At 68.3% G+C, this 23726-nt stretch carries 23 protein-coding genes; 10 read left to right on the forward strand and 13 right to left on the reverse strand.

Features of this window, described 5'->3' with window-relative positions:
- Positions 1-16 precede the first annotated feature (16 nt).
- Positions 17-1444, forward strand: a complete 1428-nt coding sequence (locus GNX95_RS08135; protein ID WP_163506498.1) for a FadR/GntR family transcriptional regulator — start codon at positions 17-19, stop codon at positions 1442-1444.
- On the opposite strand, the gene GNX95_RS08140 is transcribed toward GNX95_RS08135, so the two are convergent.
- From GNX95_RS08140 to GNX95_RS08185, 10 genes are read right to left on the reverse strand one after another with little or no spacing between them, the layout of a single operon-like run.
- Entirely contained in the window at positions 1425-2660 is a 1236-nt protein-coding gene (locus GNX95_RS08140; RefSeq protein WP_163506499.1) for an FAS1-like dehydratase domain-containing protein, read from the reverse strand. The two genes, GNX95_RS08135 and GNX95_RS08140, sit on opposite strands and share 20 nt — an antisense overlap.
- Entirely contained in the window at positions 2657-4045 is a 1389-nt protein-coding gene (locus GNX95_RS08145) for a class I adenylate-forming enzyme family protein (protein WP_163506500.1), read from the reverse strand. Before GNX95_RS08145 ends, GNX95_RS08140 begins: the two co-directional genes overlap by 4 nt.
- Before the next feature lie 27 nt (positions 4046-4072).
- The gene (locus GNX95_RS08150; RefSeq protein ID WP_163506501.1) at positions 4073-5233 is read right to left on the reverse strand and encodes an acyl-CoA dehydrogenase family protein; all 1161 of its coding nucleotides are present in this window, start codon (positions 5231-5233) and stop codon (positions 4073-4075) included.
- Positions 5234-5235: 2 nt separating this feature from the next.
- Positions 5236-6216, reverse strand: a complete 981-nt coding sequence (locus GNX95_RS08155) for an acyl-CoA dehydrogenase family protein (RefSeq protein WP_163506502.1) — start codon at positions 6214-6216, stop codon at positions 5236-5238.
- Positions 6207-7409, reverse strand: a complete 1203-nt coding sequence (locus tag GNX95_RS08160; protein ID WP_163506503.1) for a cytochrome P450 — start codon at positions 7407-7409, stop codon at positions 6207-6209. Before GNX95_RS08160 ends, GNX95_RS08155 begins: the two co-directional genes overlap by 10 nt.
- A 20-nt stretch (positions 7410-7429) precedes the next feature.
- Positions 7430-8659 (reverse strand): CaiB/BaiF CoA transferase family protein, encoded by a 1230-nt coding sequence (locus GNX95_RS08165; RefSeq protein ID WP_163506504.1) that lies wholly within the window; start codon positions 8657-8659, stop codon positions 7430-7432.
- A gap of 1 nt (position 8660) precedes the next feature.
- Entirely contained in the window at positions 8661-8849 is a 189-nt protein-coding gene (locus GNX95_RS08170) for a ferredoxin (RefSeq protein WP_163506505.1), read from the reverse strand.
- The gene (locus GNX95_RS08175) at positions 8850-9623 is read right to left on the reverse strand and encodes an NAD(P)-dependent oxidoreductase (RefSeq protein WP_246281538.1); all 774 of its coding nucleotides are present in this window, start codon (positions 9621-9623) and stop codon (positions 8850-8852) included.
- The gene (locus GNX95_RS08180) at positions 9620-9829 is read right to left on the reverse strand and encodes a hypothetical protein (RefSeq protein WP_163506506.1); all 210 of its coding nucleotides are present in this window, start codon (positions 9827-9829) and stop codon (positions 9620-9622) included. Before GNX95_RS08180 ends, GNX95_RS08175 begins: the two co-directional genes overlap by 4 nt.
- Complete coding sequence (locus GNX95_RS08185; protein WP_187369608.1) at positions 9826-10971, reverse strand: amidohydrolase family protein; 1146 nt, start codon at positions 10969-10971, stop codon at positions 9826-9828. Before GNX95_RS08185 ends, GNX95_RS08180 begins: the two co-directional genes overlap by 4 nt.
- 111 nt (positions 10972-11082) lie before the next feature.
- Between GNX95_RS08185 and GNX95_RS08190 the strand changes: the two genes are divergently transcribed.
- On the forward strand, positions 11083-12711 hold the full coding sequence (locus GNX95_RS08190) for a thiolase C-terminal domain-containing protein (protein WP_163506507.1): 1629 nt from the start codon (positions 11083-11085) through the stop codon (positions 12709-12711).
- A gap of 182 nt (positions 12712-12893) precedes the next feature.
- Here GNX95_RS08190 and GNX95_RS08195 read toward each other — a convergent pair whose 3' ends face one another.
- The 3 genes from GNX95_RS08195 to GNX95_RS08205 are packed head-to-tail and all read right to left on the reverse strand — an operon-like array spanning position 12894 to position 16405.
- Complete coding sequence (locus GNX95_RS08195; RefSeq protein ID WP_163506508.1) at positions 12894-14084, reverse strand: PucR family transcriptional regulator; 1191 nt, start codon at positions 14082-14084, stop codon at positions 12894-12896.
- Between the two features lie 10 nt (positions 14085-14094).
- Complete coding sequence (locus GNX95_RS08200) at positions 14095-14817, reverse strand: hypothetical protein (protein WP_222853461.1); 723 nt, start codon at positions 14815-14817, stop codon at positions 14095-14097.
- 10 nt (positions 14818-14827) lie between these two features.
- Positions 14828-16405 carry an FAD-binding protein gene (locus GNX95_RS08205; RefSeq protein WP_163506509.1) on the reverse strand — a complete coding sequence of 526 codons (1578 nt, stop codon included), beginning with the start codon at positions 16403-16405 and terminating at the stop codon, positions 14828-14830.
- A 140-nt stretch (positions 16406-16545) separates the two neighbouring features.
- On the opposite strand from GNX95_RS08205, the gene GNX95_RS08210 reads away from it, so the two are divergent.
- From GNX95_RS08210 to GNX95_RS08245, 8 genes are read left to right on the forward strand one after another with little or no spacing between them, the layout of a single operon-like run.
- A complete protein-coding gene (locus GNX95_RS08210) occupies positions 16546-17361 on the forward strand; it encodes a 2-keto-4-pentenoate hydratase (RefSeq protein ID WP_163506510.1) in 816 nt (271 codons plus the stop codon).
- Positions 17358-18302, forward strand: a complete 945-nt coding sequence (locus tag GNX95_RS08215) for an acetaldehyde dehydrogenase (acetylating) (protein WP_163506511.1) — start codon at positions 17358-17360, stop codon at positions 18300-18302. Before GNX95_RS08210 ends, GNX95_RS08215 begins: the two co-directional genes overlap by 4 nt.
- Positions 18299-19312, forward strand: a complete 1014-nt coding sequence (gene dmpG / locus GNX95_RS08220; protein WP_163506512.1) for a 4-hydroxy-2-oxovalerate aldolase — start codon at positions 18299-18301, stop codon at positions 19310-19312. The genes GNX95_RS08215 and dmpG overlap by 4 nt, the downstream gene beginning before the upstream one ends.
- Positions 19309-20304: a VOC family protein gene (locus GNX95_RS08225; RefSeq protein ID WP_163506513.1), complete on the forward strand. Its 996-nt coding sequence runs from the start codon at positions 19309-19311 to the stop codon at positions 20302-20304. Before dmpG ends, GNX95_RS08225 begins: the two co-directional genes overlap by 4 nt.
- Positions 20301-21167, forward strand: coding sequence for an alpha/beta fold hydrolase (locus GNX95_RS08230; RefSeq protein WP_246281539.1), 867 nt, complete (start codon positions 20301-20303; stop codon positions 21165-21167). Before GNX95_RS08225 ends, GNX95_RS08230 begins: the two co-directional genes overlap by 4 nt.
- Positions 21157-22338 carry an acyl-CoA dehydrogenase family protein gene (locus tag GNX95_RS08235; RefSeq protein WP_163506514.1) on the forward strand — a complete coding sequence of 394 codons (1182 nt, stop codon included), beginning with the start codon at positions 21157-21159 and terminating at the stop codon, positions 22336-22338. The genes GNX95_RS08230 and GNX95_RS08235 overlap by 11 nt, the downstream gene beginning before the upstream one ends.
- Positions 22338-22844 carry a flavin reductase family protein gene (locus GNX95_RS08240; RefSeq protein WP_163506515.1) on the forward strand — a complete coding sequence of 169 codons (507 nt, stop codon included), beginning with the start codon at positions 22338-22340 and terminating at the stop codon, positions 22842-22844. Before GNX95_RS08235 ends, GNX95_RS08240 begins: the two co-directional genes overlap by 1 nt.
- An 11-nt stretch (positions 22845-22855) precedes the next feature.
- On the forward strand, positions 22856-23716 hold the full coding sequence (locus tag GNX95_RS08245; RefSeq protein ID WP_163506516.1) for a mycofactocin-coupled SDR family oxidoreductase: 861 nt from the start codon (positions 22856-22858) through the stop codon (positions 23714-23716).
- The last annotated feature ends 10 nt before the right edge of the window (positions 23717-23726 follow it).

A 23726-nucleotide genomic window follows, 5' to 3' on the forward strand; every position in this document is an offset into this window, starting at 1 on the left:
ACGAGGAGTGGGCCGCATGGCGACCGCCGTCGACGTCGAGCCTCCCGGCGACGAGGCCGACGCACCGGTCGGCAAGCTCGCCGCCCAGATCGCCCGCCGGATCGAGGCCGACGTCGCCCGGCGCGGCTGGCCGGTCGGCGAGTCGCTGGGCTCCGAGCCGGAGCTGCGCGAGCGTCACGCGGTCAGCCGTGCGGTGTTGCGCGAGGCCATCCGGCTGGTCGAGCACCACCAGGTCGGGCGGATGCGCCGCGGGCCGGGCGGCGGCCTGATCGTACGAGCGCCGGACGCCGGGCCGGCGACGCGCTCGCTGCTGATCTATCTGGAGTACGTCGGCACCAGCGTCACCGACCTGCTGCACGCGCGGCTGCTGTTCGAGCCGATCGCCGCCGGCCTCGCCGCGGAGCGTATCGACGAGGACGGCATCAAGACGCTGCGCGCCGCGGTCGAGGATCCGCATGACGAGGACCCGATGCACCAGCTGCTCGGCCAGCTGTCCGGCAACCCCGTCCTGCACCTGTTCACCGACGTGCTGACCCGGCTCACGACCCGATACGCGCACACGTCCCGGCGGATTTCCAAGGCCGAGCTGCTGACCAGCACGGCGACCTCGGCCGAGGCGCACCGGGCGGTCGCCGACGCGGTGATCGCCGGCGACGGCGCCCGCGCGCAGATGACGCTGTCGGCGCATCTGGAGTGGGTCGCCGACTGGATCGAGAAGCACCGCGTGCAGCGCTCGCGGATCGCCGGCGCGGTGATCGAGCCGGAGATGGCCGAGGGGCCGCGGGCCAAGCTCGCCGAGGTGGTCGCCGCCCGGATCCACGATGACATCGCCGCTCGCGGCTGGCAGGTCGGCGCCGCCCTCGGCTCCGAAGCCGACCTGCTGGCCCGCTATGACATCAGCCGGGCCGTGCTGCGGGAGGCCGTACGGCTGCTCGAATACCACTCCGTCGCGCGGATGCGCCGCGGCCCGGGTGGCGGGCTGATCATCGCCGAGCCTGAGCCGCAGGCCAGCGTCGACACCATGGCGCTGTTCCTGCAGTACGCCGGCGCCACCGCCGACGACCTGCGCATCGTCCGCGACGCGATCGAGCTCGACACGGTCGCCCGCGTCACCGCCCGCCACGCCGATCAGGAGGTCGGCGCCCGGCTGGCCGCCGCCGTACGCTGGCCGACCGAGGGTCCGCCGGACAGTCCCGGCAAGGCCGACGTCTTCCACGCCGAGCTGGCCGCGCTGGCCGGCAACCCCGTGCTGTCCCTGTTCCTGTCGATCGTCACCGAGCTGTTCCGCCGGCACGCGGCCGGGTCACTGCCCGGCGACGCGGCCGCTGGGGACGTTCAGCACGCGCACCAACGCATCCTCGACGCCATCCTGGCCGGCGACTCCGGCGTCGCCCGCCAGCGCATGCGCCGCCACCTCGACGCGCTCATTCCGTGGTGTCACTGACCCGAAACCGGTCCAGTTCGTACGCCACCATGGCGTCCAGATCGGGCGCCGGCGGCTCGGGCAGGACCACTGGTTTCGTACGAGTGGGCAGCAGGACGACGGCCGTGCCGGGGGTGGTGACCTCGCCGCGCTGGTTTTCGCAGCGCACCGCGATGTGCACCTCGGCCCGCCCGTCGGTCAGCACTTTCTCGGTCACCTCGCCGCGTACCCAGGTCGTGTCACCGAGGTAGTTGAAGCGGCGGTGTTCGCAGCGCAGCTTCCATAACCAGCCATCGTCGCCGATCCAGTCGGTGAGCAGATGGCAGAGCCAGGTCTCGCGCATGCCGCCGTAGTCGTACGAGTTGGGCAGCCCGAGCTCCACCGCGCGCGCCGGCTCCCAGTGCAGGCGTTGCACGGTGTCCGGCACGTTCAGCGCGTTCGGCGGATACAGCCCCGGCGCCTTCCGTCGTACGCCGGCGGCGATCCGGAACGCGCCCGGCGGGGTCAGCTGCATCCCCCAGCCCAGGTGCCACACGATCACGTCCGTCGTGGTCAGCGGGCCTTTGACCTTTGGCTGCAGCACGTCGCCGACCCGGACGTCCTCCCAATAGCGGGCCTGCGCTCCACGCCGGGTCTCCGCCGCGTACGCGGCATCGATCGCCGCGAGTTCGTCCTGCGTGTACGGCGGCTGCTCCAGCCTCTCCTTGGCCCGTTTCTTCGAGGTGTGCCGCTCGGCGTTGATCCAGGTGCCGCGGCGTACGGCGTGCAGCTCGCCGTGGCCGTTGGCGTAGAGATAGTCCTGGGTGACGTGCGCCGTACGGCCGCCGAAGCTGCTCCGCTTGGGCAGCACGCCGACCTGTGTCTGCAGCACCCGGCAGCGATCACCGAGCACCAACGGCCGCCACCACTCGAACTCCATCGCCGCCTGGTAGGACCCGAGCCCGGCGAACGGGTCGCCCCTCAGCAGTTCCCTGGTCTCCGGGTCCGGCTTCGGGGCGGCGTCCTCGCCCATGGTGTAAAGGAAAGTCGGTGGCGCGACGAGGGCGTGCCAGCGGGTCCCGGCGGCATAGGTGGGATCGCAGTAGAGCGGGTTGTCGTCGCCATAGCCGTACGCGAAGTGCCGCACCCCGTCCCAGGTCACCAGGTAGTTGTGCGGCGGGTTGCGCTGCGGGCGGGGGATGCCCAGGCGGCGGCGGGACCGCTCGATCGCCTCGTCGGTCAGCTCGCCGAAGCTCATGCTCGCACCATGTCCAGCAGCTCGACGCGGCTGACCTTGCTGGACGGCGTACGCGGCAGCTCGTCGAGCACCAACACGCGCACCGGCACCTCGTACGCGACCAACTCCGCGCGGCAATGCGCGATCAGCTCGGCCTCCGTCGGCGACACGTGGCCTTTCTGGACTTCGACCGCGGCGACCGGCACCGCGCCGAGCCGCTGGTCCGGCAGGCCGGCCACCGCCGCTTCTCGTACGGCCGGATGCGCTTCGAGTACGCGTTGGAGCGTCTCGGGTCGCACCTTGAAACCGCCGCGGATGATCGTGTCGTCCGTACGCCCGTCGATCCAGAGGAAGCCGTCGCCGTCGATGCGGGCGAGGTCACCCGTACGCACCCAAGCGTCGCCCTGCCCGGTCTGGCCGCCACGGATCTCCAGCACGCCCTCGCTGACGACCCGCAACTCGATCCCGGGCAGCGCGCGCCCGGCGCTGCCGGCCTTGCGGTCCCACCACTTCTCGTGCAGCGGCAGCGTCCACCCGGCGACCGCACCGGCGAACTCGGTCGCGCCGTAGGTCATCAGCACCCGCACGCCGTACTTCCGGAAGAACGCGTCGGCCAGCTCCGCCGGACACGGCGCCGTGCCGGACGTGACCACCTGCAGGCTCGCCAGCCGCTCTCTCGGCACGTCGGCGTCGAGGACCGTACGCAACGCCGCGGGCACCAACCCGGCCGCACGCAGCCGGTGCCGCTCGACCGCGCTCACCCACGGTTCCAACACGAATTTCGGCATCAGGATCAGCCGGCGACCGGTCGACAGGCACGCCAACGCCCGCCACAGGCCGCCGATGTGGACCAGCGGGCTGTTCACCAACGCCGCCGAACGGGCCAGCAGCCGCCCGGGTCGCGGGACCTGACCGGCGGCGACGAGTCCCTGGTCCAGTTGCTCATCGCGCAGCCGCACCCGCTTCGGCGGCCCGGTCGTACCCGAAGTCAGCATCTCCACGGCCACCCCCGGACTCGTCTGCGCCGTCCGAGGCGCCGCGTCGACCGTACGGACCTCGCCGTCCTTGTCCAGCTCCACCGTCGCGCCGCTTCCCGGCCCCGCGACCACCATCGAGAGCTGGCCTCGGGCTATGTCGTCGGCGAGCCGGGCCGCGGGCTGCAGCGGGTTGAGAGTCACCAGGCATCGGCCCGAGGCCAGGACGGCCGCGAGGACAGCCACATGCTCCGGCCGATTTTCCAGCACTACGCCGATTCGAGCGCCTGTTGGCAGCCTGGCCGTTTCGAGGAAGCTGGACGCGGTGCGTTGGAGCTGGGCCCAGGTCCAGGTGGTCTCCTCATACTCAATCGCCGGAGCGTCCGGAGGCGCCTGCGCCAACAACTGCGCCAGCCGCTCGCGAATCCCCACAGCATCAGCCCTTCTGTTTTAAAGTCGTCACCGTGCGGGCATGCCCGGATCTCGGGGCAACCCGAGCACCTGCTCCGCGATGGTGTTTCGCTGAATCTCCGCCGTACCGGCGCCGATCGTCGACGCGCGCGTACGCAGAAACCCCCACACCCACCGGCCGCGCTGCACCGCGTGCGGGTCCTCTCGGTCCAACACTCCGTACGGCCCCAGCACATCGACGGCGAACTCGTGCAGCTCCTGTTCGAACAAGGCCACAAAAAGCCGGGAGGTCGAGGAAGCCGGACCTGGCTCGCCGCGGGCGATGATGTCGGCGATCGTCCGCATGCCGGTGTAGCGCATGATCCGCACCCGCATCTCGAAACCGGCCAGCCGGTCGCGTACCAGCGGATCGGATGTCAGGCCGCGCTCCCGGGCCAGCTCGATCAGCTCGTCCAGCACGCGCCGATACGTCGCGGCCTGGTTCATCACGCCGGCCGCACGCTCGTGGCCGAGGCTGGTACGGACCAGCGGCCAGCCGCCGTTCTCGGCGCCGACGCGGTTGGCCACCGGCACGCGTACATCGTCAAAGAAAATCTCGCAGAAATGCGCGTCGCCGGTGAGGTCGCGCAGCGGCCGGATCGTCACGCCGGGCGCGTGCGCGTCGATGAGCAGGTAACTGATGCCGTCCTGGCGGGACTCCACCGAGCCGGTGCGCACCAACGTGAAGATGATGTCGGCGATATCCGCCGCGCTCGTCCACACTTTCTGCCCGTTGACGACGTACACGTCGCCGTCCCGACTGGCCGTCGTACGCAGCGCCGGCAGGTCCGAGCCGGCGTCCGGCTCGGAATATCCCTGCGCCCACACGACATCACCGCGCAACATTGGCCGCAGATAACGGTCTTTCTGCTCGTCCGTGCCATACGTGATGATCGTCGGCGCGGCGATGCTGACTCCAGTGCCCAGCGGTCTGGGCAGTCGTGCCTTGGCGTACTCCTCGTGATAGATCACCTGCCGCGCGAAGCTCAGCTCCATCCCGCCGTACGCCCGCGGCCAGCTCGGGCCGGCGAATCCGCCGTCGAAAAGCGCCGCCAGCCAGGCTTTCTGCCAGCCGAGCCGATCCGCACGATCCTTCGGGCGTCGGCCCGGGTGGCTGCTGGTCAGGAACGCGCGCAGGCGAAGGCGGAATTCCTCGTCTGTCTCGCTCAACGTCAGATCCCCACCAGATCGGCCAACCGAGCACGGTGCGTGGCCGGCGTGCCGAACAGCAGCTCCGACGACTTCGCCCGTTTCAGGTGCCGGTGTGCGTCGTGCTCCCAGGTGTAGCCGATGCCGCCATGGATCTGGATGTTTTCCTTCGCCACCCGGGTATAGACGACCGAGCAGTACGCCGCGGCCAGCGCCGCGGCGATCGGCAAATCGTCGCCTGTCGTGGCAGCGGCGTGCTCGACGGCCGACCGAGCCGCCTCCACCTCCAACAGCAGGTCGGCACATTTGTGTTTGATCGCTTGGAAGGAACCGATCGGCCGGCCGAACTGGACCCGCACCTTGGCGTACCCGACGGCCGCGTCCAGGCATGCCCGCGCCCCGCCGACCTGCTCGGCGGCCAGCGCGATCACGGCCAGATCGCGTACGCGGTCGACGTTCGCGTCCAGCCGTACGGCCGGTGTCCGGTCCAGCTCGAGGCGGCCCAGCCGGCGGGTCGGATCGAGCGTTTGCAGCCGGGTGCGCCGAACGGATTTTCCCTCGACGGCGTACAAATCCGCGCCCGCCACCACGAGCAGCAGGTCAGCTGTGTCACCATCCACGACGAACATCGCAGTCCCGGTCAGCTCGCCGCCGCAGGCCCGTACGTCGGCTCCGGAGAAAGCGACGGTGGCGGTGAGCGAGCCATCGACGATGGCCGGCAGCCAACGGGATTTCGCCTCATCACCACATTCCGCGAGGGCGTGGCCGGCGAGGGCGACGGTCGCGAAGTACGGCGACGGCAACAAAACCCGGCCCAGCTCCTCCATGACGATCGCGAGTTCCGTCAGACCGGCGCCGGCGCCGCCGTACTTTTCCGGCAACGCCACGCCCTGCAGTCCGAGCTGATCCGCCATTTGCCGCCACAGCAACGAATCTCCGGCTTTCTCGGCCAGGAACCGGCGTACGGTGGCACGCAGCTCGTGCTGCTCGCCGGTCACGTCCATTCGAGCCGGAGCGAGGTGATGCCGTACATGTTGCCGGTCTCCCGCAGATCCTGCCCGTCGGCGACCCGGTAGTCGGGAATCCGCCGATGCCATTCCTCGACCGCCACGTTGAGCTCCAACCGGGCCAGGTGCGAGCCGAGGCAACGATGCGGTCCCGACCCGAACGCGATGTGATTGCTCGTCGTACGCGCCAAATCCACCTGCCGCGGATTGTCGTACCGCCGCGGATCGCGGTTGCTGACCGACAACGGCAGCATCACCATCTCACCAGCCCTGACCGGGCAGCCGCCGACGGTGACATCCCTGGTCGCCTTGCGAGCCGGAATGACGAACGAATAGACGCGCAGGATTTCCTCAACGCTGGTGGCGATAAGTGCCTGATCGGCGAGGATCGCCCGGCGCTGCTCAGGATGCTGGGCGAAGTGATAGAGCACCCAGCCGACCGCGATCGGCACGGTGTCCAAGCCGGCCATGAACATCAGCACGCAGAACGCGTGCAGGTCGCGGTCGCTGATCGGCTTGCCCTCGATCCGCCAGGTCATCGCCCGGGACAGCAGGTCGTCCCTGGGTGCCTCGCGGCGCAGCGCGATCTGCTCCTGGAAGTACGCCGACACCTGCTGGATGGCCGAAAACTGGCGACTGCGGTCCGGGTCCTGCTCGTACGACAGGTGCAGCACGTCGTGCACCCAGTCCAGGAACCGCTCCAGGTCTTCCTCGGGCAAACCCATCAGCCGCAGGAAAATCGTGGTCGGAAATCGGCGGGCGAACCCGTCCAGCACGTCCGCACCGTCGGTTTGCGCCAACTGGTCGATGAGCTCGACCGCCACCCGGCGGATCTCCGGCTCGCGGGCCGCGACCGCCTTGGGGGAAAACTCCCGGCCCAACAGCCGCCGCCATTCGGTGTGCATCGGCGGATCCAGCATTTCCGGAATCCACAGGAATTTCGGGTCCGGGTCCAGCGCCGTCACCGACGTACTGGAAAACGTACGCCAGTCCTGCAACGCCTCCTGCACGGCCGTCCCCTCGGTGACGACCCAGAATCCCCGCGCGATGCTGCTGCGAAACCCGGAATGGGTGGCGGCGACGTCGTCCCAGCGCTGGTGATGACTGCCGATCGGGCCACCGGCGGTGTTGTCGTAACAGTACGCGGGCACGCCTTCGTAGGTGCCATCCGGCTCGAGCGTCGTACTCATGCTCAGACTCCTTTTACTGATCAGGTCGCGGCACCGTCGATTTTGAGTTGCAGCATTTCCTCGTCCGACAGCCCGATCTCGCGCAAAACCTCGTCGGTGTGTTCGGCGAACTGCGGAGCCCGGGTGAGCGTCACCGGTGTTTGGTCGAACTGGACCGGGTTGGCCACCAGCTCCCGCGGTTTCCCTTCGGCATCAACGACCTGGGCAATCAGCCCATTGGTTCGTAGCGACCGATCCTGCCCGACTTCCCAGGAATTCTGTACGGTGGCCCACTGGCCCTCACCCCGTGACAGGATCTCGACCCATTCGGCGTACGGGCGGCGCCCGATGATCCCGGCGACGATCCGCGCGGCTTCGGCCGCGTTGGCCATGATTTTCTCGACGTCGGCGAAACGCTCGTCGGTGGCCAGGTCCGCCCGGCCGGCGAGCCGGCAGAACTCGGGCCAATACCGGCCCGGTTGCAGCATCGAAAACTCCAGCCAGCGGCCGTCAGCAGTTTGATAGGCGCCGATCAACGGATTCGTCGGCGATCCATGGCGCGGCAGCTCACGCGGCGGCAGCGGCCCGCCGCGCATCAGCGCCTGGTTCACCGTGTATTGCGTCGCCCACGCACCGACCCCGAGCAGCGACACGTCGACGACCGACGGCTCGCCGGTGACCTGCCGGGCATATAGTGCCGCCGCGATCCCGCCGGCGATCGTTATGCCGCCGATCGAGTCGCCGTACGCGCCGGCCGGCATCCGCATCATCCGCTCGGACCCCGGCGGCGTCACGCCCGCAGCGCTGCCACCCCTGGCCCAGAATGCCGTGGCGTCATAACCACCCTTGTTACTTTCCGGACCGTTAGGGCCAAAACCACTGCCCCGCACGTAAATGATGTCGGGATTGACCGCGCGTACGTCCTCGACCTCGATCCTCAGCTTGGCCCGCGCCTCGGGAAGGAAGTTGGTCAGAAAGACATCGCTGGACCGGATCAACTCATCAAGAACCTTGCGCGCGGACGGCTTTTCCAGCGCCAGCCCCACACTTCGCTTCCCCCGGTTGGGTCCCTCCATGATCGGCAGGAACGAGGAGCCGTCGCCGACCGCCAACCCCAGCACCCGCGAGAGCCCACGCTGGCCGTCACCCCGCTCGGCGTGTTCGATCTTGATCACGTCGGCGCCCCAGTCGGCCAGCACCGCACCGGCGGCCGGTACGAAGGTGAACTGCGCGACCTCCAGTACGCGTACGCCTTCCATCGGTCGATGCACGTCAGTCGACCGTGATCGCGCGCTCGGGACAGGCGTACGCGCCCTCGCGCGCCGCTTCCTCGAAGCCGTCCGGCACCTCGCCGTCGTACGGAATCGCGTAGCCGGCGTCATCGAGCTCGAACACCTCAGGTGCCGTCGCCGCGCACCGAGCGTGTCCAGAGCATTTGTTGGCGTCGATAGTGACCTTCATTCACACTCCCAGATTCATCGGACCGTCGTACGCGGCGGCCAGCAGATCCGACAGGTCGACACCCACCTCGGCGGCGGCGTCCCGGCAGGCCACCAGGTCCTTGCGGAGGAACGGCGTGATCGCGGCAAGGTAGTTTTCCGAGCCGCCGCGGGCGTCCATCTGCCGCGCCGCGGTGCTCCCACCGCTGCTGACCGCGAGCGCCTCCAGCAGCACGCTTTCGTCGATCCCCATCGCGCGGCCGGCCGCCAGCCCGCGCAGCGTCGCCTGGGTGATCGCCGCGAGCAGCAGGTTGTTGATCAGCTTCACCCGCATCGCCGTGCCACGCCCACCGGTTGCGACAACCGGTCCCGCGTACGAGCTGATGATCCAGCGGGCGGTCGCGACCTGCTCGGGCTCGCCGGCGAGATAGACGGTGAGCCGGCCGGCGCGTACGGCGTCGGCGGTGCCGCTGAACGGCGCCTCCACGATCGCGGCATGACCCAGCCGCTGGAGCGTGCCCGGCCGGCCGGTGGTGTGCGAGATCAACAGGCCATCCAGCTCGGCGACGATCGCCGGCAACACCTCCAACACCTGCGCGTCGCTGTAAAGGCAACTGACCACGACATCGCAGGTAGCCAGCTCGCGTACCTCATCGACCGGCTTCGCACCGGCGGCCACCAGCCGCTCCAGCACGTCGGCCCGCCGCGCGTACACATGGACCTGATGACCGGCGGCCAGCAGCCGCTCGACCATCGGCTCGCCGATCCGTCCGGCGCCGACGAACCCCACCGTCACGGCTTGGTCGTTCCGTCAAGGTCGGCCGCGGCCTCGCGCAATGCGCGCAGCCGCGTCTCGTGCAGTTCCCGCGTTTCCGGGCCGGCGTTGGGTAAAAGTCGTTCGGTCTCGGTGATCTCCTGCGCCAGCCGCTGCCGCGCCTCGTCTCGGGTCAGCAGGTCCAGGTCGGTCCAGTCGGACCGTTCGGACTCCGGCCGCCAGGTCATGCCGGGACGTTGTAGAGCCGGCGGGTGTTCAGCTCGACGATCTGGTGCACCTCGTCGTCGGGCACGTCGGCCAGCACTTCCGCCGCGTACGCACGGCTCTTCGGCCAGTACGAGTCGGAGTGCGGATAGTCGCACTCCCAGGTGATCCGCTCGACGCCGATCTCATGGCGTACGCCCACGCCGAAGCGGTCGTCGATGAAACAGCCGTGGATGTGCTTCCTGAACAGGTCGGACGGCCGGGCTTCCTGATTCACGTTCTGGTAGAAGCGGTGCCGCTCCCAGGTGAAGTCGAGCCGCTCCAGCAGATACGGCATCCAGCCGATGCCGCCTTCGGACAGCGCCACCTTGAGCCGGGGATGCCGGTGGAACACGGGGGAGAAGACCAGGTCGGCCGTCGCGTACATCGAGTTGCAGCCGAACAGCGCGATCGTCACCGCGAACGGCGCTTCCGGCGCGGTGATCGGCGGCTTGCTGGAGGTGCCGAAATGCAGGCAGATCGGCAGGTCGGTCTCCTCAGCCGCGGAGAACACCGGGTCCCAATGGTCGGTGTGAAAGGACGGCAGACCCAGCGGCACCGGATTTTCCGGGAAGGAGATGGCTTTCGCACCCTTGGCGGCCGTACGGTGAATCTCCTCGACGCAGGCCCGCGGGTCCCACAGCGGCAGGACGACCAGTGGAATCAGCCGGCCCGGAGCGGTCGCCGCCCACTCATCGATCGAGAAGTCGTTCCATGCCCGTACGCACAACAGGGCCAACTCTTTATCCTGCCCCTCCAGGAAAACCGTGCCGGCGAAGCGCGGGAACGACGGGAAGCTCAGCCCACCCCACACGCCGTCCAGGTCCATGTCGCGGATGCGCGCCTTCGGGTCGTAGCAGCCCGGGATCATCTCGTCGTAACGGGTCGGCTCCATGCCGAACTCCTCCGGCTTCTTGCCGGCCACCGCGTTGAGCCCGATGTACGGGTAGATCCGGCCCTCGTACGTCCATACCTCGGCCGGCGCGGCGCCCTCGCCACGCGGCTTCTCGACGATCCGCGGACCGGCCTCCCGGAACTTCGCCGGCAGCCGATCCGACCACAGCCGGGGCGGCTCGATCAGGTGGTCATCGGTCGACAGCAACTTCATCCACGGCTGCAGCGGCATCCTTCGACTGTAACCCCCGTCGACGTATTTCGGTATACTCAATTAGCCAGTTCCTGGGCGTTTACGCGAGCCAATGCCGCTGTTCGGTATACCTATCTGGAGGAGCGCGACGTGAGGCCATTGCCGCAGCCAACGCTGGCCAGCGCCGCGTTCTGGCGGTCCGGCGCCGACGGCGTGCTCCGGATCTGCCGGTGCGGCGACTGCGGCCGGCACTTCCATCCGCCGCTGCCGCTGTGCCCGTCCTGCCGTGGCCGCGAGGTCTCGCTGAGCCCCACGTCGGGGACCGCGGTGGTCGTCGGGTTCAGCGTCAACCACCAGCGCTGGCTGCCGGACTTCCCGCCGCCATACGTGGTGGCCGTCGTCGCGCTCGCCGAGGACGACCGGGCCCGGCTGACGACCAACATCGTCGGCTGCGAGCCGGACGAGGTGCACGTCGGCATGCGCGTACGGGTGCGCTTCGAGCAGCACGAGGACGTGTACGTTCCGCTGTTCGAGCCGGACCCCGACGCCGGCGGACCCGGTCCCCTGCCGGTCGTACGCGACGTACCCGCGACCGCACCGGTTTCGGCGCGCAAATACGAAGACAAGGTCGCGTTAACCGGCGTCGGGCAGTCGCGGGTGGGCCGGCGGCTGATGGTCAACCCCGTGTCGCTGACCGTCGACGCCTGCCTGGCCGCCGTCGCCGACGCGGGCCTGTCGCTGGCGGAGATCGACGGCCTCTCGACCTATCCCGGCCCGAGCCCGACCGGCTTGAGCGAGGGCGGCGTCACGGCCCTGTCCGAGGCGCTGCAACTGCGCCCCACCTGGATCAACGGCGGCACCGAGGTGCCCGGCCAGATCGGCTCGATCACCGCCGCGATGCTCGCCGTCGCCGCCGGTTTGTGCCGGCACGTGCTCTGCTTCCGTACGGTGTGGGAGTCCTCGCATGCCGCGCTCATACGCTCCGGCCAATGGTCTGCCGACAACGGACGGGCGACCGGGATGTACGAGTGGCGAGCGCCGTTCGGGGCGATGTCGCCCGCACAGTGGATCGGCTGCAACGCTTCGCACTACCTGCACCGCTACGGCGTCGGCCGCGAGGCGATGGCCGCTATCGCCATCACCGCGCGGGCCGGTGCCGCGCGCAATCCGGACGCGCTTTATCGGGATCCCTTGACGGTTGAGGATTACTACGCCGCTCGCATCATCACGACGCCTTTTGGCCTGTACGACTGCGATGTGCCGTGCGACGGCGCGGTGGCGGTCGTCGTGTCAGCGGTCGAAACCAGCGTCGACCGGCCGAAGCCGCCGGTGCTGGTGGAGGCCGTCGGGTCGGCCGTTCTCGAACGGCTCAGCTGGGACCAGGACACCTTCAGCCATCTGCCACAATCCCGTGGCCCGGCCGCGCATCTCTGGACCCGTACCGATCTCACACCGTCCGATGTGGACGTCGCGCTGCTCTACGACGGGTTTACCTTCAACGCGTTGTCATGGCTGGAAAGTCTCGGATTCTGCGGACTGGGCGAGGCAACGGACTTCATCGCCGGCGGGAAGACGATCGCCGCGGATGGGGCGCTCCCGTTGAACCCGCACGGCGGGCAGCTCTCCGCCGGCCGCCTACACGGCTACGGCTTCATCCGCGAAGCCATGCTTCAACTGCGCGGCGAAGCCAGCACTCAGGTGCCAGACGCACGTACGGCCGTCGTCACCGCCGGCGGCGGCGTCCCCTCCGGCGCCATGCTCCTACGCCAGTCGTCCTAGCCTTGAGTTTCGCCATCTGCCTGATGAGTGTCGTGGGTGAAGCTTTGGCAGCTACCCCACCGATTCACCGAGAGACGGAAAAAGTTCCACTCTCGACGGCGAAAGTGGGTCTTTACCCGCCCCTCGCAGACGAGCCGGCCGCGCGGCGAGCGTGACATGTCAACGAATCGGTGGATCCAGGCTTAGGCTTCCTTACCCAACCGCTGCGCGCGCAACGCCAGCTCCATGTCAAACCGCAGATCAGGGTTTCGCAGGCTGTCCCCGAAAAGCGTCTCCAACTGGTGCACCCGATACCGCACGGTCTGCGGATGGACTCCCAACCGTACGGCCATCTCCGGCGCCCCGCCCCGCGCCTCTAGCCACGCGAGCAACGTGTCCCCCAGCCGCGAACGCTGCTTGGGAGTCAGCGACGCCAGTGGCGCCAGAACCCGGTCGCCGAGCGCGCGAGCCGTGACCGGATCGGACAGAAGCCAGAGGTCAGCGAGATGATCGGCACAGGTGGTCACCAGCTTGTCGGGCAACGCACCCGTACGTACGGCGGTCAGGGCGCGCCGGGCGACGCGCAGGGACGAGCGGGCGTTTTCGACCGGGACGGGCGGACCGACGGCGGCTCGCCAACCGGGTAGCTCGGTGGACAGGTCGGCCAGGTCCCGGTCCGGGTCGGGCGTCAGCAGGTACGGCTGCGGCCCGTCGAGATCGGCCAGCGCGGTCGACCCGAAGCCCGGCAGGCTCTGGTCGCCATTTCCTTGCGGGCGCTCAAAAGCCACGGCGCTCAGGCGCGCTGGAACCGGCCAGTTGGCGGCATCGGCGAGGTCGGCGAGTTGGTGGCGGGCCGGTTGGTCGGCGAGCAAGGCGTCTCTGAGCTGTCGTCGGCGCCGTTCGATGACGCCCGCGCTCTGCCTACGGGCGGTGGTGTAGCCGTCGGTGGACAGTCGGGAGATTTCGTTGACGTACGCGAAAATCGCCTCGCCGACCAGGCAGAGGACCGCAGTGGACAGATCGGCACGCTGGCAGTTGGCGGCGGCGAGCCGCCAGGCGACCTGGCCGCCGAGACGGTACACGGTCAGCAGGCTGCCCAGCGACCGCCCATCGGCGAACTCCTGCCGTCCGATCCTCCGAAACCACCGGGCCAGCGCACCGTCGGTGGCATTCCGGAGCTCCAGCCGGCGGACGAACAACGCAAGGCCGGCATCGACACCGCGGGCCAGCTTCTGCGCGGACAACGGGCCAGCGACCTGGTATTCCGGGACGTGCAGCCGAATCTCCCGGAGAATCTCGCTGCCGGCGTGGGGCAGCCCCGGCCGGAGTACGTTCCCGACGTACGCCGGCAGCAACGTCCACACCAGCTGCGGCCGCACCGTCTCGGTAGTCACGGCGCGGCCGTCACGCGACTGCTGGTTGCAACGACTCGTGTTCGTGCGATCTCACCGCGCGAAGCAGCACGTAGATCATGGCGACTTTCCAGATCAGAAAGGCAAAAGCCGGCAGCCACATCGCGAAAACGCCGTTCCAGGCGAATGGCCCGTCGGCGCTGACGTAGACGAAGACTCCGGGCAGCAGGATGATGGCCAGCGCGAAGTTCAGATAGCCGAACCAGCGCGGGAAAACCGGCTCAGGGCGGCGGTCCACGATGGTGGCCACACCGATGATGGCCACGTTGACAACGAAAATGACTGCGACACCGACGTACGTGAGCCAGAACTGGTCGCTCAACAGCAGCATCAGGTCGGGATCGCGGTTCGGCCGGTACGCGGCGGTCGCGAGCACGGCCATCGGATACAGCCAACCGGTCGGCGCGACGACGGCGGTGGTCAGCTGGATCATCGACAGCAGTCCCCAACCGCCCTCGATGCGGTTCATCTGCAAACTCGTGACGACCGCGAACGGATAGAAGAGCGGGGCGATAATCCCCATAATCACCACGGCGGTGAGAATCCTGGTCCGGTTTCCGGTCAGGAACGCGGCGATCTGCTGTGCGTCGGCGGTCGGCGAGGGCGGCGGATTGAGCTTGCCCACGACGGCAAAGGCGATGATGAACGCGACCAGCACAACCGCGCCGCACCACACCGACAGGCGATAAAACCGGAACTTCAGTTTCTCGTCCACGTCAATCTCCTCACGTACCGGCGATATCGAGCACGGCGAGATACCCAAAAGCGAGACTGGATCCAATGGGCGTGCCCGCACCGGGATAAACCCGCCCGGACATCGGCGCCGCCGTGTTGCCCGCCGCGTACAGCCCCGCGATTGGCGTGCCGTCTTCGCGTAGTACGCGCGCGTGCTCGTCGATCTTCAGGCCGCCCTTGGTGCCGATGTCGGCCGGCACGATCGTCGCCACGTAATAGGGCGGGGTGTCCAGCGGCGGCAGCAGCGGGTTCGGCCAGCCCTCCGACGGCTTCGACGGGTACGCCTGCGCCGGCAGCGCGGGAAAACCGACGATGTGTTGCTGCATCAGGTCCCACGGCGTCTCGCCGCGATGAAACTCCTTGTCGACGCCGCTTTCCGCGTAGCCGTTGTACGTCTGGACCGTCCGGCTCAGCGCGTCGTACGGCACGTCGATCAGCCGTGCCAGCTCGGCCAGCGTGTCAGCCTTTTTCAGTGCACCCGAGGCAAACCAGCGCGGGTCGACCGGCTCGTCGGGCGGTCCGCCGAAGCTGTCCCTGTCCAGCTGCCGCTGGTCGAGCACCCAGTGCGTCGGGATGGCACGCCGGCGCATGATCTCGTGCCCGACCTGGTCGTACGGCGCCGTTTCGTTCACAAAACGCTCGCCGGCGCCGTCCACCCAGAAGCCGCCGCGGGTGCCGCAGAAGAACAACGTGGTCCCGTCCGGCTGGACGAGACCCGGCACGAACCAGGCCTCGTCGAGCAGCTCGGTGGCGGCACCGATCGCGATCCCGGCCCGCAACGCGTCGCCGGTGTTGCCCGGTGCGCCGTTGGACCATTCGCCGGTCAGCGGCGGCTGGTGTTTCGCGCGCAACTGCGCATCGCGCTCGAAACCGCCGGCGGCCAGGATGACGCCGCGACGTGCGTGGATGGTGGTCCGCTCACCATCACTGACCACTCCGAGGCCGACGACCCGGCCGTCCGCCACAATGAGGCGTTCCAGCGCCGTGTTCACCCGCACTGAACCAGTCCGCGTCTGGCGGAACGCTGACAGCGCCCGACCGATCAACGCACGACCGCCGCTGAGCACCGGCCCTTCGTCGATTCCCCACCGCTCCTGGTAGATGTTCCTGCGTAGCAACGAAATCTGCGTACCGAGGTCGGCGACCGGAAGTGGCTGCGGAAAGACGGTCCTGCCGGCCGCGGTAGCGCCGGGCGCGCCGGCGTAGTAATCCGGCACCGGGCCGTAGACGAACTCACCGAACCGCGGGCATTTCTCCAGCTCGTCGATCAACCGTACGCCCGCGTCCAGATACGCGTCCTGCAGCGACTCGCGCGACCTGTCACCAATGATGTGCCGCAGGTAGGTCCGGGCGTCCGCAACACCCGACTCGACGCCAGCGCGCTCGATCGGTGCGGAACCGGGAAACCACAGGCCGGCGCCGGAGTACGCGGTCGTACCGCCGACCAGGCCGGTCTTCTCGACTACTAACGTACGGAGACCGCGCGACGCCGCAAGGTAAGCGCCGACCAAGCCGCCACCCCCGGACCCGACCACCACAACGTCGTACGTCTCGTCGGCAGCCGCCATCACTACCTCCAACTGAGTAGCCTTATCTCACTGTGGCGTGGACTACATCCGCCGTGTAGTGGATCGTTGCGGCCGATGATCGCGATGTCAATCCTCAATTTGGTATACTCATCTCAGCAACTCGAGGTCATAATGAGCCCGTGACCCAACTGAGCCGCTTAACCCCGTCGGCCGATGCCGTGGCCACCGCGGTCGAGCGCTTGGAGCGAGCCAGCCGTGACCGGCAAACCTGCCTGCCAGTCAGCGACCTGATCGGCGGCACCGACATCGGCGTCGCCTATCGGGTGCAGAGCGCCCTGACCCAGCGCCGCCTGGACGCCGGGGCCACCGCGGTCGGCCGCAAGATCGGGCTGACCTCGGCGGCCATCCAGGCGCAGGTCGGCGTCGACCGGCCCGACTTCGGCGTGCTCTTCGACGACATGCGCTACGCCGACGGCGAGACCATCCCGTACGCGCGGCTGCTGCAGGCCAGAGCCGAGGCCGAGATCGCGTTCCTGCTTGGTGACGACATCACCGACCCCGATCCGGCCGTCGTACGCAAAGCGGTTGAGCTGGCCCATCCGGCGCTGGAGATCGTCGACAGCCGGATCGCCGGCTGGCGGATCGGCATCACCGACACCGTCGCCGACAATGCCTCGTCGGGCGTTTTCGTCGTTGGTACGCAAGGAAAAACACTCAAGGAGTTCGAGCCGGCCGACGTACGCATGACGATGTGGCAGGACGGCACGGTGGTGTCGCGTGGCACCGGTCGCGACTGCCTCGGCGATCCCGTCAACGCGCTGGTCTGGCTGGCCACCACCGCGATCGAGATCGGCTCGCCGCTGCGCGCCGGCGAGGTCGTGCTGTCCGGCGCGCTCGGCCCGATGGTCGAGGTCCGGCCGGGTGACGTGTTCGAAGCCGCGATCGCACCACTGGGCGCGGTCACCGCGCGTTTTTCGGGAAAGGACGACGAATGACCGATCGGGTGGGAGTCGCGATCGTCGGCTCCGGCAACATCGGCACCGATCTGCTGATCAAGATCAACCGGCTGTCCGAGCGCCTGGCGGTGCGCGCGATGGTCGGCATCGACCCCGACTCCGACGGGCTTGCCCGCGCCAGCCGGCTGGGCGTCGCGACCACCTCGGAAGGCGTGGCCGGCTTCGTCAGGATGCCGGAGTTCGCGGGCGTACGCATCGTATTGGACGCGACGAGCGCGGCGGCTCATGTGGCCAACGCGAAATCTCTTGAACCGTACGGACTGCGGCTGGTCGATCTCACGCCGGCAGCGCTCGGCCCGTACGTGATCCCGCCGGTCAACCTTGCAGAACACCTGGACGCGCCGAACATCAACATGGTCACCTGCGGCGGGCAGGCCACCATCCCGATCGTCGCGGCCGTCTCCCGGGTGACCGAGGTCCCGTACGCGGAGATCGTCGCGTCGGTCGCGTCCCGGTCCGCCGGCCCCGGCACCCGCGCCAACATCGACGAATTCACCGCCACGACGGCAAAAGCCATCGAGGCGGTCGGCGGCGCCCGGCGTGGCAAGGCGATCATCATCCTCAACCCGGCCGAGCCGCCGCTGATCATGCGCGACACGATCTTCTGCCTGGTCGGCCGGGCCGACCACGACGCCGTACGCGCGTCGATCGAGCACATGGTCGCCGAGGTCGCCGCGTACGTGCCGGGATATCGACTCGTACAGGAAGTGCAGTTCACCCCCGTCGATCCGGACGAGCTCACCACCTTGCTGCCGGCCGGCGCCGGCCCGGTCGACACGAAGGTCTCGGTGTTCCTGGAGATCGAGGGTGCGGCACACTATTTGCCGTCGTACGCCGGAAATCTCGACATCATGACCTCGGCGGCCCTGCGGGTCGCGGAACTGATCGCCACCCGGCCGGAGCCGGCGGTGGCTCGATGACCCGGGTTTTCGTCGTGGACGTCACGCTGCGGGACGGGCTGCACGCCATCCGGCACCGGATTTCTCCGGAGCAGGTGGGGAAAATCGTCGCCGCTCTCGACACGGCCGGCGTCGCCGCGATCGAGGTCAGCCACGGCGACGGGCTCGCCGGCTCGAGCCTGAACTACGGACCGGGCAGCCACACCGACTGGGAGTGGATCGAGGCGGCGGTCGCGAACGACTCTCGGGCGATCGTCACCGCGCTGCTATTGCCGGGCGTCGGTACGGTCGATGAGCTGCGACGCGCGTACGAGCTCGGGGTGCGGTCGGTCCGGATCGCCACCCACTGCACCGAGGCCGACGTGGCCGCGCAACACATTTCCCAGGCGCGCGAGCTGGGCATGGACGTCGCCGGCTTTCTCATGATGGCCAACATGATCGGGCCGGCCGAGCTGGCTCAGCAGGCCCGCCTGATGGAGTTGTACGGCGCGCACTGTGTCTATATCACCGATTCCGCCGGCCGGCTGACCACCAGGGACGTACGCGACCGGGTGCGCGCATACCGTGACGTGCTCGATCCGGCCACCCAGATTGGCATTCACGCGCATGAAAACCTGTCGCTCGCGGTGGCCAACTCGGTCGCCGCGGTGGAGGAAGGCGCCTACCGGGTGGACGCCTCGCTCGCCGGTCAGGGAGCGGCGGCCGGCAACGCGCCGATCGAGCCGTTCGTTGCTGTCGCCAACCTTCTCGGCTGGGAAACCGGATGCGACGTTTTCGGACTGCAGGACGCCGCCGACGATCTGGCGCGGCCGCTGCAGGACCGGCCGGTGCGGGTCGACCGGGAGACGCTCACGATCGGCTATGCCGGCGTCTACGGAAGTTTCCTGCGGCACGCCGAAACCGCGTCCCGGCTCTATCAGGTGGACACCCGCGACATTCTCGTCGAGGCCGGCCGGCGCAAGCTCGTCGGCGGCCAGGAAGACATGCTCACCGACATCGCTTTGACGCTGGCAAAGGAGAACAGCGCATGACCCAGCCCGAGTACGATCCAGGACCACAGGTCGCGTACGCAGGGAGCATCAACCTCGGCACCCCGGACCTGGACGCCTCACTCTGGTTTTTCCGTGACCTGCTGGGCATGGAGCTGGTCGAGCAGGTCGACGGCGTCGCGTATCTGCGCGGCTATCAGGAAAAGGTCCACCACTCGCTCGTGCTCACCTCGCAGGACGAGGCCGTCGTCAACTCGTACGGCTTCCGGGTCAAGCGCAAGCAGGATGTCGAGCTTTTCCACAAGAAGTTCGAAAACCAGGGTGTGCAGACCCTCGACGCGTCGGGTCGGGAACGCGGTCGTGGCGAGGCGGTCCGGTTTCTGGTGCCGGGCAGCGAACATCCCTTCGAGTTTTACTACGACATCGACAAGCCGCTCGCCGAGGAGTCGATCCGCTCGAAGAACCTCAGCAACAGCTCGCGCCGCCGCGGTCTGGGCGTCCGCCGGATCGACCACATCAACCTGCAGACCAGCGCGAGTACAGTCAATCAGGCGGAGAGCTGGATGCGCGACGAGCTGGGCTTCAAGCGGCGGGAGTTCGTCCGGATTCCGCAGGCGCCGGACATCATCATGGCGTCCTGGCTGTCGGTCACCTCGCAGGTGCATGACGTCGCCATTGGTGTGGCCGCCGAGGACGCGCCCGCCCAGTTCCACCATGTGGCCTTCAATGTGGAGAATTTCCACGACATCCTCACCGCCGCCGACGAGATCCGCGACCTGGACATCGCGTACGGTGCGGGCCCCGGCAAACACGGGATCGGCCAGGCGATGTATCTCTACGTCCACGACCCCGGGTCCGGCCACCGGATCGAGCTGTACTCCGGCGGCTACCACATTTACGACCCCGACTGGGACGCGTTGGAGTGGAAGCTCCCGGAGCTGGCGCTCGGGCAGACCTGGTATGGCGACGTGCTCGACGTCGGCCCTGGCGGGTCTTTCCTTGGCACCACGCCATCCGCGGGACTGCAGCCGTGACGACGTACGAGTCGACCCGGCGCACCGTTGACGTCGACGGGCTCACCTTCGCCTATCACCAGGCCGGTGACGGCGAACCGCTGCTGATGCTGCACGGGTCAGGGCCCGGTGTCAGCGCCTGGTCCAATTTCCAGCACAACCTGCCGGTGTTCGCCGAGAAGTTCCGTACGATCATGCCGGATCTGCCAGGTTTTGGCGGGTCGGCGCTGCCCACCCTGGACGAGCCATACCCGCAGGTCGCGGCGAAGTCGATCACGCGACTGATGGACCGCCTGGGCATCGAATCGGCGGTATTCGTCGGAAACTCCATGGGCGGCGCGGTCGCTGCGGAGCTGGCGGCACGATGTCCGGAACGGGTCTCGCGGATGGCGCTGATGGGCTCCGGCGGGCTGTCGGTCGGCATCTTCCAGACCGAGCCGAGCGAGGGTTTCCAGCGGCTGTTCGAGTTTCTCGGCGACCCCAGCCGTGAGCGGATGGTCACGTGGCTCAGGACCATGGTCTACGACCACGGCCGGATCACCGACCAGCTCATCGACGAACGGATGCGCAACGCCACCGCCGACGGTGCTGTCGGGCGTATGCAGGCGATTTTCGGCTCTATGTTCGGCAACCAAACGTCGCCGCCGCTGTGGACGCGAGCGACCACCATCGCGACGCCCACTTTGCTGTTGTGGGGCCGCGACGACCGCATGCTCCCGTACGACCAAGCGCATTTCGCGACCCGCTGGCTGCCCGATGTCGAACTGCACACCTTCGCCCGCTGCGGCCACTGGATCCAGGTCGAGCGCAAGTCCGACTTCGAGCGCGTCGTGACCGAATTTCTCACTCGTAAGTCAGTAGGAGGTGCGCAGGATGGCACATGAAGTCCTCGACCGTATCGGGGAACACGGGCCGCGGCTCGCGGCCTTGGCTGACGAGAACGAGAAACTCGGCAAGCTCAGCGCAGACACCGTCGCCCTGCTGCGCTCGGCCGGTGTGATGCGGTTGCTGCAGCCGACGACGTTCGGTGGCTACGCGGCACATCCGCGCGACTTCGCCGAGGCCGTGATGGCGGTCGCCGGCCACGACGGCGCCGCCGGCTGGGTGTGCGGCGTCGTCGGCGTGCACCCGTGGGAGATCGCGCAGATGGATCCGCGGCTCGGCCAGGAAATCTGGGGCGATGACCCGGACGCCTGGATCGCGTCGCCGTACATGCCCAACGGGATCGCCGAACCCAAGGACGGCGGCTACGTCCTCAATGGACGGTGGCCGTTCTCCTCGGGCAGCGACCACTGTGTATGGGATTTCCTCGGCGCACTGGTCGGAAACGGGAGCGGGAAACCGGCCGCGCCACCGACCGTGCTGCACGTGGTCCTGCCGCGGAACGACTACGAGATCATCGACGACTCGTGGGATGTGATCGGACTTTCCGGCACTGGCAGCAAAGATGTGGTCGTCAGCGGCGCATACGTGCCGCAATATCGTACTGTCAACCAAATCGACGTCCAGGCCGGCGAGGCGGCGAAACGCAACGGTGCGACCGAGACCCTCTACCAGCTGCCGTTCGCCACGATGTTTCCGCTGGGCCTCACGGCGGCCGTCATCGGGATCTGTGAGGGCGGGCTCGCCGCACACCTGAGCTTGCAACGCGACCGGGTGGCGGTGACCGGCGTGCAGGTGCGCGACGATCCGTACGCCCTTTATGCCGCAGGGGAAGCGGCGGCGGAGATCGCGGCATCGCGCGTGCAACTGATCGACGGGGTCAGCCGGCTCTACGATCTTGTCGACGCCGGCAAGCCGCTGACCGTCGAAGACCGGTCGGACGTACGGCGTAACCAGGTGCGCTGCGCGTGGCGTGCGGTCTCCGCCCTGGACAGCATTTTCGCGTGGTCGGGCGGAAACGCGATCCGGCGCAACAACCCGCTGCAGCGGTTCTGGCGGGACGCGCACGTGGCGTTGCAGCACATGATCCACATTCCGGGCACCGCGTACCACGGCAACGCGCTGGCCAAGATGGGGCTGGAGCTGCCCGCACCGATGCGCGTACTGATCTGATGGACGGCCGGATTTTCCGCGACGTGCTGGGACACTTCCCCACCAGCGTGGTCGCCATCACCACCGAGGTCGACCGGCGACCGGAGGGGATGGTCGTCGGAACGTTCACCTCGGTCTCGCTGAGCCCCTCGCTGGTGTCATTTCTCGCCGACAGCTCGTCGCAGACGCTGCCCAGGATCCGGGCCGCCGGGCGGTTCTGCGCCAACGCGCTCGCCAGCGACCAGGAAGGCCTCTGCCGACAACTCGCGGCACGCGGCACCGACCGGTTCGCCAGCGTCGCCTGGAAGCCGTCTCCACTGGGCAATCCGGTGCTGAGCGGCGCGGTCGCCTGGGTCGACTGCGAGATCGCCCAGGTCGCCGAGATCGGCGACCACCAACTGGTCGTCGGCCAAGTGCACCATCTCAACATCGAGTCGGCGAAAACGCCGCTGCTGTTCTTCCGCGGCGGATATGGCGACTATTTCTCGACAACCTCACTGGTCCTGGACCAGCTGGTCGGTTGGTGAAGGGGCACATCATGGGACGCGTACAGGACAAGGTCGTACTCATCACCGGAGCCGCCCGCGGACAGGGACGCGCACACGCACTACGGCTCGCACAGGAGGGCGCCGACATCATCGCCGTCGACCTGTGCGCGCAGATCGACAGCGTCCGCTACCCGTTGGCCACCCGCGAAGACTTCGACGAAACCGTACGGCAGGTGGAAAAACTCGGCCGCCGGATCGTCGCTCTCACCGCCGACGTACGCGATCGGGCCGCAATGCTGGCTGCTGTTGCCGAAGGCGTCGCAGCACTCGGCAAACTGGACGCCGTCATCGCACAGGCCGGGATCGCCCCTATTGGAACTTTGGCCGATGCACAGCCCTTTCTCGATGCGATCACGGTCGACTTCAACGGCGTCGTACACACCGTCGAGGCCGCGCTCCCGCACCTGCCCGACGGCGCCGCCATCGTCGCCACCGGTTCGGCCGCGGCGTTGATGCCGCCGTCCGACAACGGCCGCCCGGACTTCGGGAAACTCGGCTATTCCTTCGCGAAACGCTCGGTGGCCAGCTTTGTCAACGACCTCGCCATCGCGCTGGCCCCGCGGCGCATTCGGGCGAACGCGGTGCACCCCACGAACACCAACACCGACATGCTCAACAACGACTCGATGTACCGGGAATTCCGCCCGGACCTGGAAAACCCGACCCGCGAGGACGCACTGCCGGCATTCCACGTCATGACCGCCTTCGGCCTGCCGTACGTGGAGCCCGGCGATGTCGCCGAGGCCGTCCTTTTCCTGGTCTCCGACGAATCCCGCTACGTAACCGGCGTCCAACTCCGGGTCGACGCCGGCGCCATCGTCCGCAAACGCCCGCAACAACCCCAGTTCTGACCTGCCCACC

The sequence above is a fragment of the Fodinicola acaciae genome, assembly GCF_010993745.1.
Lineage (GTDB): Bacteria > Actinomycetota > Actinomycetes > Mycobacteriales > HKI-0501 > Fodinicola > Fodinicola acaciae.